Here is an 18,304-nt window from a genome sequence, read left to right as displayed (position 1 = left end):
GACAAGGTATTACTTTCGAAGGGTCTTACTTATTCACATCGCTTTTAATTTCATTAGCCTAGGTCAACCAGAAGTATTAATGCTTCTGGTTTTTTGATTAGTAGAGGTTTATTTCATCAGGTAAACCCTCCTTCCTTTAATTTCAAACCTGATGGTTTCGGTGATTTTAAACAGATTTAATATTTCAGACAGTTTACCATTGCGGGATAATGAGCCGCTAAATGTTTTTTTCTTTAATTCTTCTGATCCGGGCTGAATGACAAAGTCAACATTATACCATCTTTCGAGCTTACGTATAATATCTTCCAGAGGTTCTTTTACGAATACAAATTTGGCATCTTTCCATGCCACAGCTGGCTCTACATCTACCTGCTTACTTTGAAGTTGCTGATCATCCGCAACACTCTGCATCCCCGGCGTTAATGCCACCTGTTTTCCGAATGCAGATACATTTACTTTGCCGGAAACCAAGGTTGTAACCGCGGGTTCTTCCGGATATGCGGATATATTAAACCAGGTACCTAATACTTCGATCTGCTGTTCTGCACTCTTGACAATAAATGGTTTGGATGTATCCTTTGTCACTTCAAAATAAGCTTCACCCTGCAGCTGAACCTGACGTTGCTGAGCAACAAACTCGACCGGAAACTTCATTTTAGAGTCTGCATTCAGCCATACTTTTGTTCCGTCCGACAAGACTATAGTATACTGACCTCCTTTTGGCACCTCTATGCTCTGCCATGTTTCCTTGGACTGACCATTTAACAGCATATTCCCTTCCCCATCTTCCAACCTGTCTCCTTTTATGATGAGTTCACCCTGCGGTCCGAGTTTTATTTCACTGCCATCCTCCATTTTCAGAATAGCTTTATTACCACCGGGAGCAACATCTTGTTTTGAAAGATTTGCTATATGATTTTGCGGAGTTGTCCGTAATGTATACTGATAGATTCCGTATGAGGCTATACTCAAAAGCAGGGCTGCCGCTACGTATTTCCATTGTCTGAAGATGCGGAATACACTTTTATTCAAGGGTAATGAAGGTGTATCAGAGGAGGTATCTTCTGTATCAATTAATCTTTCAAATCTATGAAAAGCCTGCTTCGCGGCCTCGGGATCTTCCGGGACTTTGTATGTATCAAAGGTACGTCCGATCAGTTCAGCTAAGTATTGCTCATTTCCCGGATGCTGAAATACTTCCACCCATTCCAGCAGTTCTTCTGCGGAAAGAGATCCTTCTACATATTTGGTATACAGTATTTCGAACGTTTTTTTGTCCTTCATCAAAAGATTAATAAATGCTTTACATAACTATAGACGTAATCTGATCTTCGAGGAAGACAAAAAAAATCATTTTGTTTGGGATATGATTTTTTCTAACAATAATACCGCTAATACCAGTACCTGGAGGTCTGTGTTTTTTGACATGTAAAGTCTTAATAATTTCAGCGCTCTGACCACATAGGTCTTTGAAGATGTGACAGATATATCCAGCCTTGCAGCGATCTCTTCGTGTGAAAGTCCATCTATACGACTCATCACAAACACTTCTTTTACTTTGGAGGGTAATGTCGCGATACCTTTGGATATTATATCTTCCAGCTCCTTATACTCTATGCGCTGTACAGGGGTGAGTGCATGATCGGTAAAATAGTGAATCATTTGTTCCAGATTTTCGGTAACGAGCACTTTTTTGCGCAAATGATCCAGTGTTGTATTCCGGGCTATAGTGTAGAGATAGGCTTTAATATTTTTAATCTCTTCCAAATCCTTTCTTCGGTTCCATACCTTGACAAATATCTCTTGTGTGATATCTTCTGCCTGTTCCTGTGATTTAACAAGTAGCCTGACTACAGCAAACACATGAGTCCAATATCTGGAAAAAAGAAGTTCATAAGCATTCTGAGATCCTTCAGAAAGATGCTTCACAAACTCTTCTTCATGTTGTAAAGGATACATTATGCTCCGTTAGTTTAGTTGAGGATAGGTATAGACATATTTGCAGGTTTACACCCCTGAAAGGCGTTACTTTTCAAAACCTTACGTGCAAAAGTAACTATTTATTTAGAAAATCACCGGAGAAGCCCTTATTTCTTGACAATTTCCAAACATGACCACAACAAAATAGTCTGAAAAATACAGAAACAGAAGAAAAAACCCCGATCTGTTTTTAGAAGACCGGGGGTTCTGAATAGATTTAGTATCAGAATAGTAATTAATAGCCGGGATTCTGAACAAGATTCGGATTTCTGTTCAATTCACTCTGCGGAATAGGAAGCCACATCCTGTTATCATTCATACCATAATCCATTAATGTACTGTTGCCTCCACAGATAAGACGATATTCTTTAAGGTTGTCCATGGTGGATTTCAGCATCCCCGTCCGTTGTAAAGAATACCAGCGATCGCCTTCAAATGCAAATTCTAACCTGCGTTCATTCAGTATCGCACGCAACAAAGCATCTTTATTCTGAATATCCAGAGCAGGCAGATCTACCCGGTCTCTGATCTTATTCAACGGAGCTAAAGCTTCTCCTGACCTTCCCAGAGCATTGAGAGCTTCCGCTTTGAGCAACAAGATATCATCAAATCGCAGGATGTAAATATGGTCTCCGCTCATCCAACCGCTGGCATGTCTGAATTTGTAGGCAAAAGGTATCTGTCCCGTTGTGGGGCAAGGTTTCCAGAACTCATCAGACCAGCCCGCATCGTCAAATAAGATACTGGCATCCTTCCGGATATGATCTCCGGCATCATCAAACGCTTTTACAAGATCTTTGGATGGTGTAATGTATTTGCGCCAGTCATCTCCTGAGAGTGATGAAGGGAGCAACATCTGTGGTCCCCAGTTGGATTGATTTGTACCTTCCTTGAATTGTATCAGCAATATGCTTTCTTTATTATCGTAGTGTGTGCCATCAAACAGCTCATCAAAACTGCCCTGTAAATCGTAGCCCAGACGTTCTACTTCATCTGTATATTGCAGCACTTTATTGTAATCACGATCCGGACGCTGAGCCCAGACTTTTGCCAGCAAAGCATAAACGGCACCTTTAGTTGCTTTAGACTGACTTAATGAAGAAGAACTGTAGGTAGTGGGTAATATCGCAGCGTCTTCCAGATCTTTAACAATAAAATTATAGACTTCCAGTTCGGTGGATTTTTTAATATTGGCATCTTCCGGATTAATCTTTGCATAGGCTGTCACAATAGGTACTTCTCTAAATTGTCTGACCAACTCATAATAAAAAAGTGCTCTCAGAAACTTAGCTTCAGCAATTAAATTCTCTCTGCGGTTGTTGACATCCAAAGCCGGATCCTGCAGCTCTGCAGCTTTACCGATGACCAGATTGGCACGGGATATACCATTGTACAGCTGCTGCCAGGTGCCTAGTATTCGAGAATTGAGCGGAGAAATATCGAGGTCATCGTACTGGTATATTTCATCCGCATCCCCGCCGGCATAGGCATTGTCCGAACGGACATCAGATACTACAAAATATTCCCAAATAAAATATTCCGTATAGAATGTCTGATAAGCACCTACCAATGCAGCGTCCAGATCACTTGCTGTACGGTACGCATTGCCTGAAGTCGCTTCTGACATGGGGGCATTATCCAGGAATTTCTCACAGGAAGAAAGTCCGGGGATCATCATCAAGATGAATATGATTCGTGTAAAATAATTCGTTCTCATTGCTTCAGGAGATTAAAAGGTTAGATTCACACCAAAAATAAATTGTCTGGCCTGTGGATAAGTACCAAAATCGATGCCGAAGGCTCCGTTATTGCCATAGGCGCTGGATTCGGGATCATATCCGGAATACTTTGTTACGGTAAAGATATTCTCACCGGTCAGATAGCAACTCAATTCCGTTATTTTCAATTTGCTGAGCAAGTTAGTTGGAAAACTATAGCTAAGCGTTGCAGATTTCAACCGCATATAAGATCCGTTTTCAACAAATCGGGAAGAAATGTCTGAATTAGTAACATCTCCATAGATCGCTTTCGGGATATCAGTCTGCTGTCCTGCTGTTGTCCATCTGTTCAGGACTTTAACAGACTGATTTTTGAAATCATTCATTCCTTCAGTTTCAATTCGTGTGGCATTGAATACATCGTTACCGGAAATACCCTGCAAAAAGAAAGACAGGCCGAAATTTTTATACCGGAAGTTGTTATTCAAACCGAATGCAAATTTGGGATTGGGATTACCGATGATCATTTTATCGGCGTCATCTATACTTCCGTCATTATTCAGGTCTTCATACTTCATCATCCCTGTAGCAGGATCTACTCCAAGTGAACGATATCCCCAGAATACACCTAAAGGCAAACCCTCACGAATCAATGATACCTCCTGGCGTAAAGGAATATATCCGTCAAGGATATCCTGTCCTCCTATATATCCGACCTTATTTCTATTGAGTGAGAAATTAAAATCCGTATTCCAGATCAGCTTATCTTTCAGGTTTTTGGAAGATATTGTCAGCTCTAATCCTTTATTTTCCAGATCTCCGATATTCTGTAATGCTCCTGTAAAACCACTGGAAAGAGCCAGCGGTTTATTTAACAACAGATTCTTTGTCTTCTTTTGATATACATCAAAGGCAAATGTCAGCCTGTTGTCTAAGATAGTTACATCAAGTCCCAGGTTATTCTGTGTTGAAGCTTCCCACTTCAGACTTGTATTTTCCGGAGTGGATGGTCCCGTACCGGCTACGACCTGACCACCCTGAATCATATTGATTCCGGGTGATACGATTCCGTACCAACTGTAGGCACCGATTGCATCGTTACCTACCTGCCCCCATGAATACCTGATCTTCAGGTCGTTGATAGCCGACACGTCTTTAAGAAAATTTTCCTGAGAAAGACGCCATCCTGCTGAGAAAGAAGGGAAATATCCCCAGCGATTGTCCGGACCGAATACAGAAGAAGCATCCGCTCTGAAATTACTGGACAACAGATATTTATCATCAAATGAATAGCGTATACGGCCAATAATGGAGATGTTACTCCGCTGACTCTTAGCCGTTATCGGATTTGTAAATATTGTTCCACCGTTGACCGTTTGTACAGAGGTACTGTTGAATCCTTTAGATTCAATGCTGCTGGATTCTCCATATTTACGCTGACTGGTCACTCCTCCCAATACTTCGAGATTATGTTTATCCTGAAATGTCTGTTTATATTCTAATGTATTCTCTGACAACCAGTATTCACTCTGCTCATTGGAAAGATTGGCAATACCACGGTTTACTCTTCCCCAATCTGTTTTAAACGGATCTAAAAAATAATTGTATTTACTGTTATAGTTATCATATCCAAACATGGATCTGAATCTCAGATTTTTCAGCAGATCAATATTTGCAAAAATATTGCCGTAGAAGCGGTTATTATTATATCCGTTTACAGAACCGTCTATATAAGCAACAGGATTGTTGAAAGATAACCGAAGAGGATTAGCCGTAAATGTACCGTCCTCATTGTAGATACCGATCACCGGAGAACTGGTCAGCACATTCATAATCACCCCCGCATTGCCTGATCCCGAATTATCGATTATATTTTTATCAAACCAACGTGCGTAGCTAATACTTGTCCCAACACTCAGCCAGTCATTCACCTTCTGATCCAGATTCATTTTGACAGTACCTCGTTTGATAAGGTTTGTTTTCACTACTCCGTTTTCATTGGAATATGCTCCGGAAAGATAGTATTTGGTTTTTGCATTGCCACCTTCTACTGTCATCTGATAATTCTGAAGCCGGGCCACCCGGAATACTTCGTCACTCCAGTTTGTATTGGCGGTATACTTACTCCAATCAGCAACCTGCCCGATTTCGTTCATCAGAGATATATACTGATCTCTGTCCAGTACATCCATTTTCTTTGCGATCCGGCTGAACCCCGTATAACCGGAGAGTTTTAATCTGGAAGTACCTTCTTTTCCGCGCTTAGTCGTGATCAGAATAACCCCGTTTGCTCCCGAAGCACCATAGATAGCTGCTGATGCCGCATCTTTAAGAACAGACACACTTTCTATATCATTTGGATTAATATCGTATATCAACTGAGTCGGCACACCATCCACAATGTATAAGGGATTGCTACCGGCAGTAATAGAGTTTGTACCTCGTACACGTACACTCATCCCATTCTGTGGTTTACCGGATGGACGTGTAATCATCACCCCGGCAGATTTACCTTCCATAGAATAGCCCAGATTGGTAGATGGTCGTTCATCAAAATCTTCTGATGTAACCGTACTGATGGCTCCAAGTACATCTTTCCTCTTTTGCTCTCCATATCCCACTACTACGACTTCATCCAGTGCACTATTGGATGCCTCAAGTACTACAGTCAGGTATCCCCGACCTTGTACAGGCACTTCCTGCGCTACGAATCCCACGGAACTAATCAGGAGCAGATCACCAGAATTGGCTGAAATCTCAAATTCTCCGTTATCTTTTGTAGCTGTAGCTTCACGTGTATTCTTCACCTGTACTGTGGCTCCTTTGATAGCCTGCCCGTCTTTTCCGCTGACTTTACCTTTTATGGTTGTTTGTACAACCGTTGTATTTTCTGTCTTAGTCATTGTAGCAACTGAAGATCGTCTTATAACAATAGCTTTGTCTTCAATTACAAAATCCAGTGCAAAGGGAGCCAACAGCTGTGAAAGTCCCTTATCCAGGGTGACTCTCTTCAGATCGACTTCCTCGACCCGCAGGCGATCCACGATACCGGATTCGCTTATCACATCGTATTTGGTCTGTTTCTTTATTTCTTTTAAAATATCGGTGAGTCTCGCATTTTTTCCTTTGAGCGTGACTAACTGTGCATGTGTAAGAGCCTGTACCTGACAGAGCGCCGCCACCATGAATAATGTAATGAGTTTCATCACAATCAGTATTTTTCGGACAGAAGAGTATCTGCAATAGCCTTCCTTCCCATAATTAGAGGTTATTTTCATTATATTTGATTAGTGTAAGGTTTTACATTGGTAATACTTGTAGTCAGTACAATGTAGAATATATACTATCTCTGCTAGAGAAGCCTTCAACCTTCTCTAGCTTATTTTATATATATGCTATCGGTTAATGGTTATTTTGGACTCATATATATCCTCCTTCCTTCTATTCGGTATTTTATATTTTCATTCGTTAGTTGCATCAGTTTCAACACCTTATCGATCTGTTCGGATTTAGAAATAGATCCCCAGATCAATATTTTTGCAATGTCCGGATCTACAGTTATATCAGCATCATACCAGCGTCCTACCTTCAGCATGACCTGATCCAGACGTTCATTGTTAAATATAAATTCGCCATTCTTCCATGCAATGCTTTCTTCCATATTGAACGATTCCACGGTTAGTGATTTAGCGGTATTTACAGTCTGCTGTCCCGGCGTGAGATGGGTTTTGTAAAGCCCCTGCTTAGCGAGTACTTCTACTTTCCCTTCCAACAGGGACACTCTTGACACCGGCTCTCCGTCATATGAGTTCACATTAAAATGTGTTCCTAAAACACGAATTTCTTCTTTACCTGTTTTCACAATAAAAGGTTTCCTGGCATCTTTTGCGACTTCAAAATAAGCCTCTCCCTGTAATTCAACCATACGCTGATCTCCGACAAATGCTATTGGAAATCTGATCGCTGATGCTGCATTCAGCCATATCCGCGTACCGTCACTCAATTGGATTTTATATTGTCCGCCATTTGGCGTAGATACGCTGTTATCAACAATTTCGCGAGGATTCAATGCTTCGATCGAACTAACTGTATAATTAATTTCGCCTTTTCTGGTTTTGATAATCTCAACACCGCTTCTTTTAAGAAAAACGCCCGTATCAAGCTGCTCCAGATCGTAGGCATTACCGTCTCCCAATTGCAGATTTCCTTTATTGGACCCGGGTATAATAACAGCAGTTTTGGCATACTGATGCTGAACATTCTCCTGTCTGAGGTACAAAATAATGCCTGCACTAATCAGTATCAAAACAGAAGCTGCCCAATACAGTATACGCCTGGAAGGATAAATCTTTGAAATTCGGGGCGGGACTGTCATTCCGGCCCGAAGCTGAATATTTTTGTAAAGATCTGAAGCTACAGCATCCAGCTCTTCAGTCGTATGATCCGTCACAATATGGTCCTCAAAAGAGTAGTACCATTCATCAAATTCCTGCTTCTCAGCTGCTGAAATTGTTCCATTCAGCCATTTTTCGGCCAAATACTGGAGTCTCTGCGGTTCCGGTTTCTGCTTCATAATAAAGGGTTATATAAGTAAGCCCCCTGAAACAGCAATATCCCTTAGTGGAAATTAAAAATTTTTTAAATAATGTACCAGATGTATGAATGCAAGAATGCCCAGATCATTACGGATATGCTTACGGGCTTTGGTGAGATGAGCTTCTACTGTTTTCTCGGATATATTGAGCTCTTTTGCGATCTCCTTCTGGCTGTACTCCTTCTCCACCCTTAGTCTGAATACTAATTGACACTTTTCAGGAAGTACACGAATAGATTGTTCCAGTGATTCCAACAGTTCCTTTGTTTCCAGTTGATTTACTGTAGAATCATCTCTTTCTGAAACAGAAGTCCGTAATACATTCCGATACTGTTCGATATGCCCTTGTCTGGATAATGACTTAAGAACCTCATACTTAGTTGCTGTAGCAAAATACACAGCAAAGTTTTTGGTCAGTTCAAAAGAACTTCTTTTGCGCCAAAGATTGAGAAAGATATTCTGGACAATCTCATAAGCATCATCTTCATTAGACAGCCGGTTTTTCGCTGCCAAAAAAATTCCGGCCCAGTGACGTTTATAGATTTCATTAAAAGCATGCTGCTGGCTATCCTTCAATAGCGCTACCAGTTGTTCTTCCGATAAGGATGTCACATCAACCATACTATTTAATTCCATTTCTCTTGTGCATAAATGTAAGAGTTTTATTCGTATACAAGATAAATGCCTGCTACAAATATATTCTTTTGCTTTTTTACAGGCATTTCCATACAGCAGACTTTCGGTCAAGATAATTTCACCGACAGAAGCCCCGGTTTTGCCGAGTTTTTACCCCTATTGATCTAATCTCTATTCCCTGACAGCACATTCTACCCTACTTTTGATTCAAACAATAACACATAACAACAAAAACTAAAGAAACTAAATAACATGAAAAATGCAATCAAATCCATCGCAACTGCTCTGATCCTGGTTACTTCTCTAAGTGCTTTCGCCAGCGAAAATACAAACCCGGTAAAAACTAATTCGGTAAGTACAGTCAAATCATTTCTGGAAGCAACTACATTAGGCAACCTGAACTTTAACAATCAGCTATTCGCCAAAGATTTTGAATACTACACGGCAAGTAAACCAAATGAAAAATTCAACAAAAACCAATACACTGAATTCCTGAAAAACACTAAAGGATTGCAATACGACTGTATCACTTCATATCAGGTGCTGGATGAAAACAGTGATATCTGCCTGGCGAAAGCAACAATGACTTTTAAGAACTTCACTCGTGTAGACTACATAACCCTTACCCGCAGTCAGGATGTCTGGAAAGTGAGTAAAGTGTTAACCACATACCCCTAAAAACTTGGGTATTTTTGTTTCAACCTAAAGCCTGCGTGGAGACGCGGGCTTTTTCTGTTTTATAAAATTTAAAAAAATATAAAATCTGTTATGGAATTATAGAAAGCTCTGCATCCGTTACCAAAAATTGTACGTATTATTATAGTAATAAGTCTTTAAAAGCGGATTATGAAAAACCTTTTATTAATTGTCATTGCCCTGTTACCTCTTTTTGTAAAAGCACAAAAGAAAGAAAGCTCTCCCAAATGGAAAAAAGTTGAAGAGCTGATCAACATCAAAAACTATGAACAGACACTTCCGATACTGGCCGATATCAAGGCAGAAGCCCGGGAAACAAATAATAGTCCGGAATGGGTTCGCGCTTTTCTAGCTGAAAACAGAGCACATACTATCAACCAGACTACGGAGGCTTCTTTTAAAGTACTTCAGAATCATTTTAAAAATAATATTAAACAGGCAAATCCTCTTGAACAACAGGTTCTGACAAATTTCTATGCGGTATTCTTATCTGCGAACATCCATCAGTTACTGGAAAAAAGTGCGATTGTCCCGGTACAGAGAGCTACCGAACTCTATAAAATAGACTCCATATTCAGACAGTCCTTAGCAGATAAAGAGAGACTGCTTAAGGAGAAGACCGAAGATTGGGGCACACTTCTCACTTCTTCTCAGAATATAGAACTTTCGCCTTCCTTATACCACTTATTAGCTTATAATTACCTCAATTTCCTTGATTATCAGCGAGATCAAAACAGAAAGGCTGATTCACTAACCAAAGAAATAAGCCTTATAAATAAACAATATCAGTATGACAATGCTAATTCATTTGTTACGTTTCGTAAAATATTCGATGGTCACTTTTTAGATCAAATCAGAGATTATCCGAATATCAAAAAGAAACTGGATTCCATTAGATCGGATTATAACGCAAACATTATAGCATTAGTAGCTCCTTATGCTCCCACAGCTAAAGAAAGAGTGTCTCTGTTAAATGAAACCCTTAACAGATATCCCGGAAGTCCTTGGATTGCAAATGTCAGGAAAACATATAATGAAATAACAAAGGCAGAATTACGGATTGAGCATACCACATTCGCACCAGTTCAACAATATACACCAATAAAAATCTACCACACGAATACAAACCAACTCTACATTAGAGTTTATAACAAAAACAATACACCCAATCATTTCAAAGAAAGAAAAATAGAATTAGATACCTTATCCTATCAGGTCAGTTTCGATGGAAAATTAGTGTATGAAGAAAAAGTGGATCTTCGTCTATTTGATGATTATGAAAACCATAACAGTATCTATAAACTGAATCCTCTTGCGCCAGGTAATTACACTATACTAATATCCAATAATCCGGAATTTAAAGATGATGATTTGTATAAAACAACAAATTCTACAGAAATAACAATTAGTGATATCTTCGTTTCAGCCACCGGCGAACGTCAAAATTACCAATCTCGTATTGCGACTTATAACTTAACATTAATAAACAGGGTGACCGGAAATCCCTTTGCAAACAAAATCGTACGATTTTACGAGAATAAAGACAAAAAATTAATCCATCTGATTACTAAAACAACCAATGCAAAAGGCGAGATTACTTTAGCTACTAAAGACATATTAAATAATTACCACCTTTATATTCCTGACGAAAATCAACTTATCGATCTAAAAAACCTTCAAAATGCAGATGTTTATAAAGAAAGAGGTAAAAGTAAAGAAAGAGATACGGAAAAGATAACTGGCCTGATCATGACGGATCGATCTGTTTACAGACCCGGTCAGACCGTATATCTCAAAGCAATTCTGTATAACAGTGCGCTAATGAATGGCAAAATTATAGCCAGTGAAAAAGTAAAACTCTATCTTAAAGATGCAAATAATCAACTTGTAGATTCTTTATTGCTTAATACAAATACTTTTGGCTCTGTAAATGGAGAATTCCGTTTACCGGTAAAGACTTTGAATGGAAATTTCAGAATTGAACTTACACACAACGGAAAACAGATACAGTCCGATTATTTCAAAGTTGAAGAATACAAACGGCCTACTTTCAAGGTATTTTTTGAACCTAATAAACAAACATACAGCAGGACAGATACGGTAAAGTTTGAAGGAAAAACAGAAACATTATCCGGAGTTTCTTTGCCACAGACTTCAATCCGCTACTCATTGAAAGTAAGGGATCACAATAACTGGAAGTCTATTTTAACATATGACTCAACGACGGTTACCGATCAGGCAGGCAAGTTCCATATCTCTTTACCGCTGAGTCTGGACAGTTTAAAAAGCAGCACAAAATTTGGAATAGAGGTAACAGCTGAGGCAGTAAATACCACCGGAGAGATGCAAACTGCAAGCACAAATTACAAATATGCGGATAAACAAAAATCTCTTTCAATAACACTTCCTCCTGTTTTGTTAGATAAGAAATGGAAAGAAATCAAAATAAACACAACTAACCTGAATTATCAGCCTTATGCTTTTGCCGGAGAAATTGAGATCTACCGAATCAAAAAATCATCAACGATTCTTCCAAGTAGTAATTTGTCATTTTCATTTGAAACAGGATATCATCTCTTAAATGCAGATCAGTATGAAAAGTATTTTCCTAACCTATTTGATCGTGTCCAATTTGAGAATAACAATAAAGAACTCGTCAGCAAATACCTCTTTGACACCAACAAATCCAACACTATACAAATAGATAGTACTTTATTCCCTTATGGTGAATATGAGGTGAAAGCCTTTACAGTAGAAGATAAAGATACTGTCTCTGCATCATATATTGTCCGGGTGCTGCAACCGGAAACGTTCAAGATCAGTAATTCGGATTTTCTAATTACCAAATTTGACAAAAAAACATATGCACTCGATGAAAAAGTAACAGTCTTAATCCAAACGGATCTTAAAGAAGCCAGCACTGTATTTATATCAGAAATCATAGGCAATACTAAGCAGGAGACTAAGATAATTCCCCTCCATCAGGGAAAAGGAAAGTATACTTTTCAGCTGACAAATGATTACATAGGAAAATCACCTAAGATAAATGTACTGCTTATAAAAGACAACAAAATAGAAACGGTACAACTATACCTACCTATACAGACAACAGGTAAACAGTTAAAGATTAAACAACAAACATTCAGAGACAAAATAACACCCGGACAAAAAGAAAAATGGAGCTTCACCATTACGCAAAAAGATAAACAGATCCCGACAGAAGTGCTGGCGACTATGTATGACAGCGCTCTTGACATGTTCGTCCCGCATTCATTTACCAATCAATTTGACTTAACATACCCATATTATTACGGATTCGATCTCTATTATCTTAAAAGAGAATTTAATCAGACATATAATGTATTCAAACCATACGGGTATACAAGAAAAGATAGCTCAGTAAATGATGCTGCGCCTCAAATCCGTAATTACGGATTATGGAACAGCAATTTGAGTCAGTTATCTCCAACAACAAAACGTTATGTCAGTCTTCGTTCCCGTTCGGAGTCAAACGGTGTATTGTATGATCAACTCAATGATTCAGAATTACAGGAAGTAGTCGTAACAGGAGTTGCGTCTGGTGTACAGATCAGAGGGATGGCTTCAGCAGCACCGGAAGCACAGTCTCCTCTGTATATAGTTGACGGAGAGATCATGGATGCATTTAACTTACAAAGTCTTAAAGCTGATAAGATCGACAATATGGCTGTACTTAAAGGAGCCGAGGCATCTGCATTATACGGATCCAGAGGAATGAATGGTGTCATTATTATTACGACAAAAGAGTATAAAGAAAAAGAAGAAAAAATGAATGCAGCACAGGTACGCACCAATCTGCAGGAAACCGCCTTCTTCTACCCTACCCTGTATACAGATAAAGATGGTCTCGTATCTTTCGAATTTGACAGTCCGGAAGCACTGACAAAATGGAAACTATTGTTATTTGCACATGGACAGCATCTGGAAGCAGGATCAGCCACCTTTATGACGCAGACACAGAAAGAGCTGATGGTCAGCCCTAATATTCCGCGTTATCTGCGAAATGGAGATCAGATTACAATCAAAGCTCAAATTCAGAATTTAGGCAAGAACACACTATCCGGTAACGCCAAAATAGAAATTATCAATCCCGAAAATAATCAGGTAATATCTTCAGCTTTTCTGGATGACAAGGCTTACCAGTCATTCAATGTATCAGCCGAAAATAATACCATGGTGGAATGGGAACTAAAAGTTTCAACTGATATTCCTGTCGTACAAATCAAAATAGTAGCGGCTACAGATGCTTTCTCTGATGGAGAAGTGCATGAACTACCGATACTTTCCAATAAGATTCTGGTCACAGATACAGAGAAGATTATACTAAAACCGGAGCAAAGCAAGACTTATCAGGTAGCTTCATTTGGAAAAGATAATCTGCTGACCAAAATTCAGATCCAGAGCAATCCTATTGTTGAAATTATTGCAGCTTTGGATTACCTGAAAAATTACCCTTATGAATGTAGCGAACAGTTGAGCAGCAAATGGTTTGGATTGAAAATGATCCAGTATGTACAGAAGTACTACCCTGCTATATCGGATTATTTCAAAGCATTAGATCAGGAGAACAGCAAAGGCAGATTAGAAGAAAACACAAAGCTGAGCACATTGACTCTGGAAGAAATGCCGTGGCTTCGCGATGTGAAGGGAGAGCAACAAAAATTCAAAGCACTGGCGAAGTTGTTTAACTCCGATATTGTATCGGAATTGAGTGACCTGGAAAGAAAGATTATCAAAAATCAATTACCAAACGGAGCTTTTTCATGGTTTGAAGGTGGAAAAGAAAATACAGATATCTCGATTCGTATTCTTGAAATATTTGGAAAAGTACTCTATCTGGACAAAACATTAGTCAGCAATACGATTCAGAACAGTTCTAAAAAAATAGTGAGTTATCTGGATCAGGATAAGAATCTGATCGGTGAAAAGAGTAATGTTGAACAAACGCTAAGCTACCTCTTTGCCCGCCACTATTGGAATGCCTATACTCCCGGAAATAAAACCGAACTGGAAAAACTCAGTTCCAAATTGGCCAAATCAGCAGAAATAACAGCCAAAGGATCTGCAGGATCTGCTGCTAAAGCCTGGATTGTAAATCAGTTATACGGAACAGGAATACAGGCTGATTATATCAAAAACCGTATAAAACAGGAAGCTATCACCGATACAGCCAAAGGAATGTATTGGGAAAGCAACAGCAGGCTCTATAATGCGACCAGCCAGCAGTCGTATATGACAGAAGCGTATAAACTCAATGATCCGGACAAACTTCGACAGATCAGTCAGTGGATCTATTATAATAAACAGTCAAACCACTGGAGAACAACCTGGATGACTGTAGATGCCATCTATGCACTGTTACTGGCAAATAACCCTGAAGAATTTTCTATGGTAAATACCACCGAAGTAATCATTAATGATCAGAAAACCGAGATGGATAAGCAGGTAATGGGTCAGATTAATAAAGAAATTCAAAAGGATGATTTAAAAGGAAATCAGCATATTACTGTTCGTAATAACAATACCAGCAGAACGGTTTACGGTGGTATATACCATCAGTATTTTGTTCCCGTTGATGAAATCAAAGCGACAGCCAACAGCCTGTCAGTATACAAAAAGTATTATGTAGAAAGGGCAGGAAAATGGATTGAAAGTACAAGTTTCAATCTCGGTGAGAGGGTAAAAGTCAGACTGACGATTATCAATGATACAGCACTGGAATATGTGCATATCAAAGACAGCCGTCCTTCCGGTACAGAGCCCGAATACAAGGCTTCAGGATATCAGTGGAGATCAGGTTATTATTTCACGCTGAAAGACGCTTCGACAAACTATTTCTATGATATACTGCCGAAAGGAAGACATGAGCTGGAATATGAAGTCAAAGCGAATAATATAGGGCTGTTTGATGCAGGTATCAGCACAGCAGAATGCATGTATGATCCTTCTGTGAATGCCAGATCCGAAAATCTGAAAGTAGAGATTAAGTAGTAATACAAATAAAACGAAGCAATTCTGTTAATGTGAATTGCTTCGGTTATAAAGTAAGAGACTATTCGTTTGTTTCCGGGTTGCAAATATTTACCCAACTCCTGCGAATATAGATCCTCCCTTTACAAGTTACAATAAGAGTTATACATTTATGCTGAAAATATACAATATCCCGAGACACTAACTGAATTAAAAAAAACACAATAGCGCAATGAAAAATCTTTTAATTTTATTTCTGATTGTTTTTTCACAATACGCTGCTGCACAGACGCTGAAGGACTGTTCAACTTGTGCCACAGAACTCATTAAAGCTGATCAGATCAAAGAATTGAGTATAGATGAAATACGTTATTTAACGAATGATCTTTTTGCCCGCAAAGGTTATGTTTTCCAGAGTTCAGAAATAGACAGCTACTACTCAGACAAAAGCTGGTACAAACCGGTTAATGCTAATTATACATTGGAATATAACAAGGTTGAAAATCAAAATATAAAACTCTTACAGGATAGGACTAAAGTCCTCCTGGCTGAAAGAGCACAACTTATCGCTGAACTCAAAAAAATCAAATCACTGGTGATGAGTAAAAATAAAGCAGCTCTCCAAAGCCAGTTTGGTTACAAAACGGAAGACAATAACGATTATATTCTCAATGTGATGGACGAAATTTTTCTGGATGATATTCATTGGTATAAAAATGAAGGTCTGTACAAAGTCAGCAAAGATAACGGAGATATCATCAAAGAATATACCTTACAGATTGTCGGTAATACCGTCACTTTCAATTTTAGTCTCCGCGGAATCTCTGATATAGGGAATGGAAACACGATCTACCCGACCACATTCAGTCCGGAATCCAGCTACTTATATGTGTTCCGCTTCGCTCAGGGTAAACTCAGATTTGACAAGGTAATTGTAGCAGGATAAACAAATAAAAAATTACACAACAAATAGTCATATTTAAAAAAAAGAATTATGTACAAATATTCCCTTATCTTATTTATCGCTTTAGCTATTCTGAACGTTTCGCAGGCACAAACCATTAGCAACAAATCGAGATCAAAAATAATAGCAGCTGATTTTGAACGAATAAAAGATGCTATACCGGAAATGGAAAACCTTTACCGCATGGGAACTATGCATATAAAAGCGTTGCAAAGCAATGATAGTACGGCTGCTTTTCAAATCGAAGAAACAGCATATGGAGATGATTTCGTTGCAGAAAATCAAAAAGAATGGAAGGAACTGCTTTCACCTGCAAAAAAAGTAGAAAATCCGTCGAGCATTTATATGCTTATCAGCTATACTCAGAAAGATAAAAGCTTAAGTGTGAGGCCTCCTAAAAAGGATTTTTACTTTCCAGACTACGGCATAACATGGAATCTGACCGTTAAAAAAATAAAAGAGAAACAAACGGAACTGGTACTTACTTATGAATCTCTTTCACCGGAGTTTAAACAAAAGATAGATAAGGAATTTAAAAGTGATACGTACTTTAAAAATGTGATCAATAAAATAGTCGTCAATGATAAAATGCTGCCTATCATTGAAAATTTACTGATAAAGGAGCTGCAGGTCGACAGAGAGTCCCCTACGCTTATGGCAGCACCACGCTTGTCAAATTAACCGGAGTAAAATCTATTGAACAACATGTAAATTACTTCATTCATTTATATAGTATTAAAGATTAAACGCTTATGCATACCGTACTCAAATCAACATTTGTATTGGCTGCCGCCAGCCTGTTGCTTTTTGCATCCTGCAATTCGGATTCAAAAGACAATAAAAACAGAATCCGTGTCAGCGGAGAAGGAAAGATCAGAATTATGCCTGATCAGGTCACTTTAACTATAGACGCCGGTTTTACTAAACCACGCATGGTCGACGCCGTACGCGAAACTCAAAATACGGTTGACTCCGTAATCGCTATTCTGCAGAAATATGGGAGTAATAAAGAAGATATCAAGACCAGCAGTGTGTCTGCCAATAAAGCCTACGAGTATATCAACAACAGCAATAAATTTGTCGGATATCAGGCGCAGCAGACTATCGATTTTGTACTGCACGATCTGACTAAGTTTACAGAGCTGACAGGTAAACTGCTGGAAACAAAAATCAGCAGTATATCCTCCGTTCAGTTTAATCATTCCAAAGCAGACAGTATCTTACGGGAAGCTGACCTTATTGCTTATGATGATGCACTCAAATCTGCTCAAAAACTGGCCAAACGTGCCGATGTTGAAATTGGAAAACTGTTGTTTATTTCTAATGATGGCAGTGCTCCTGGTGATCCGGGAGGCTACCAGACCAGAATGCAACTGGAAACATTTAATAAAGCTTACGGAGGTGCCGGATTTAAGATCGCTCCTGAAGTACTTGAATTCAAACGTAATATCTATACCGAATTTGAGCTAAAATAAGCCAAATCCCTTACTTACAGCGTCCCTTTCCTGATGAGGAAAGGGACGCTGTAAGTCTTTATGCATCAGACCTACTTCTCTCCTGTTTCAGGCTGTACTTATTCCTATGTATTCGACCTGAATGCTGTTAAGATGCGATTTGTATGACCTGTCTTAAGTATTATCAGCTGCCCTCCAAATCCCAAAAACAGCAAAACATCCTCAATTCAATTTGTCCGTTCCTTGCTAATTA

11 protein-coding genes are annotated in these 18,304 nt (G+C 38.9%); 5 read left to right on the top strand and 6 right to left on the bottom strand.

What is annotated here, in order from left to right; genetic code table 11:
- Positions 1-108 precede the first annotated feature (108 nt).
- From I6J03_RS18080 to I6J03_RS18055, 6 genes are all read right to left on the bottom strand, one after another.
- On the bottom strand, positions 109-1,284 hold the full coding sequence (locus I6J03_RS18080) for a FecR family protein (RefSeq protein WP_003003227.1): 1,176 nt from the start codon (positions 1,282-1,284) through the stop codon (positions 109-111).
- A 66-nt stretch (positions 1,285-1,350) separates the two neighbouring features.
- Positions 1,351-1,959, bottom strand: a complete 609-nt coding sequence (locus tag I6J03_RS18075) for an RNA polymerase sigma factor (RefSeq protein ID WP_003003229.1) — start codon at positions 1,957-1,959, stop codon at positions 1,351-1,353.
- A 256-nt stretch (positions 1,960-2,215) separates the two neighbouring features.
- A complete protein-coding gene (locus tag I6J03_RS18070) occupies positions 2,216-3,697 on the bottom strand; it encodes a RagB/SusD family nutrient uptake outer membrane protein (protein WP_039989512.1) in 1,482 nt (493 codons plus the stop codon).
- 12 nt (positions 3,698-3,709) lie between these two features.
- Complete coding sequence (locus tag I6J03_RS18065; RefSeq protein ID WP_232279607.1) at positions 3,710-6,976, bottom strand: SusC/RagA family TonB-linked outer membrane protein; 3,267 nt, start codon at positions 6,974-6,976, stop codon at positions 3,710-3,712.
- A gap of 131 nt (positions 6,977-7,107) precedes the next feature.
- On the bottom strand, positions 7,108-8,271 hold the full coding sequence (locus I6J03_RS18060; protein ID WP_003003235.1) for a FecR family protein: 1,164 nt from the start codon (positions 8,269-8,271) through the stop codon (positions 7,108-7,110).
- A gap of 54 nt (positions 8,272-8,325) precedes the next feature.
- Complete coding sequence (locus I6J03_RS18055) at positions 8,326-8,928, bottom strand: RNA polymerase sigma factor (RefSeq protein WP_003003237.1); 603 nt, start codon at positions 8,926-8,928, stop codon at positions 8,326-8,328.
- A 252-nt stretch (positions 8,929-9,180) separates the two neighbouring features.
- On the opposite strand from I6J03_RS18055, the gene I6J03_RS18050 reads away from it, so the two are divergent.
- The 5 genes from I6J03_RS18050 to I6J03_RS18030 all read left to right on the top strand — a co-directional run bounded on the left by I6J03_RS18050 (position 9,181) and on the right by I6J03_RS18030 (position 18,072).
- A complete protein-coding gene (locus I6J03_RS18050; protein WP_003003241.1) occupies positions 9,181-9,606 on the top strand; it encodes a hypothetical protein in 426 nt (141 codons plus the stop codon).
- A 168-nt stretch (positions 9,607-9,774) separates the two neighbouring features.
- The gene (locus I6J03_RS18045) at positions 9,775-15,654 is read left to right on the top strand and encodes an alpha-2-macroglobulin family protein (protein WP_003003243.1); all 5,880 of its coding nucleotides are present in this window, start codon (positions 9,775-9,777) and stop codon (positions 15,652-15,654) included.
- 211 nt (positions 15,655-15,865) lie between these two features.
- Positions 15,866-16,579, top strand: coding sequence for a YARHG domain-containing protein (locus I6J03_RS18040; protein ID WP_003003246.1), 714 nt, complete (start codon positions 15,866-15,868; stop codon positions 16,577-16,579).
- Between the two features lie 48 nt (positions 16,580-16,627).
- Positions 16,628-17,278: a hypothetical protein gene (locus tag I6J03_RS18035; RefSeq protein WP_003003249.1), complete on the top strand. Its 651-nt coding sequence runs from the start codon at positions 16,628-16,630 to the stop codon at positions 17,276-17,278.
- Between the two features lie 71 nt (positions 17,279-17,349).
- Positions 17,350-18,072, top strand: a complete 723-nt coding sequence (locus I6J03_RS18030) for an SIMPL domain-containing protein (protein WP_003003250.1) — start codon at positions 17,350-17,352, stop codon at positions 18,070-18,072.
- Positions 18,073-18,304 lie beyond the last annotated feature (232 nt).

The sequence above is a fragment of the Sphingobacterium spiritivorum genome, from assembly GCF_016724845.1.
In the GTDB taxonomy this organism is placed as follows: domain Bacteria; phylum Bacteroidota; class Bacteroidia; order Sphingobacteriales; family Sphingobacteriaceae; genus Sphingobacterium; species Sphingobacterium spiritivorum_A.
The sequence above is the reverse complement of the archived record's forward strand: the minus strand, read 5'-3'. Positions and strand labels throughout refer to the sequence as shown.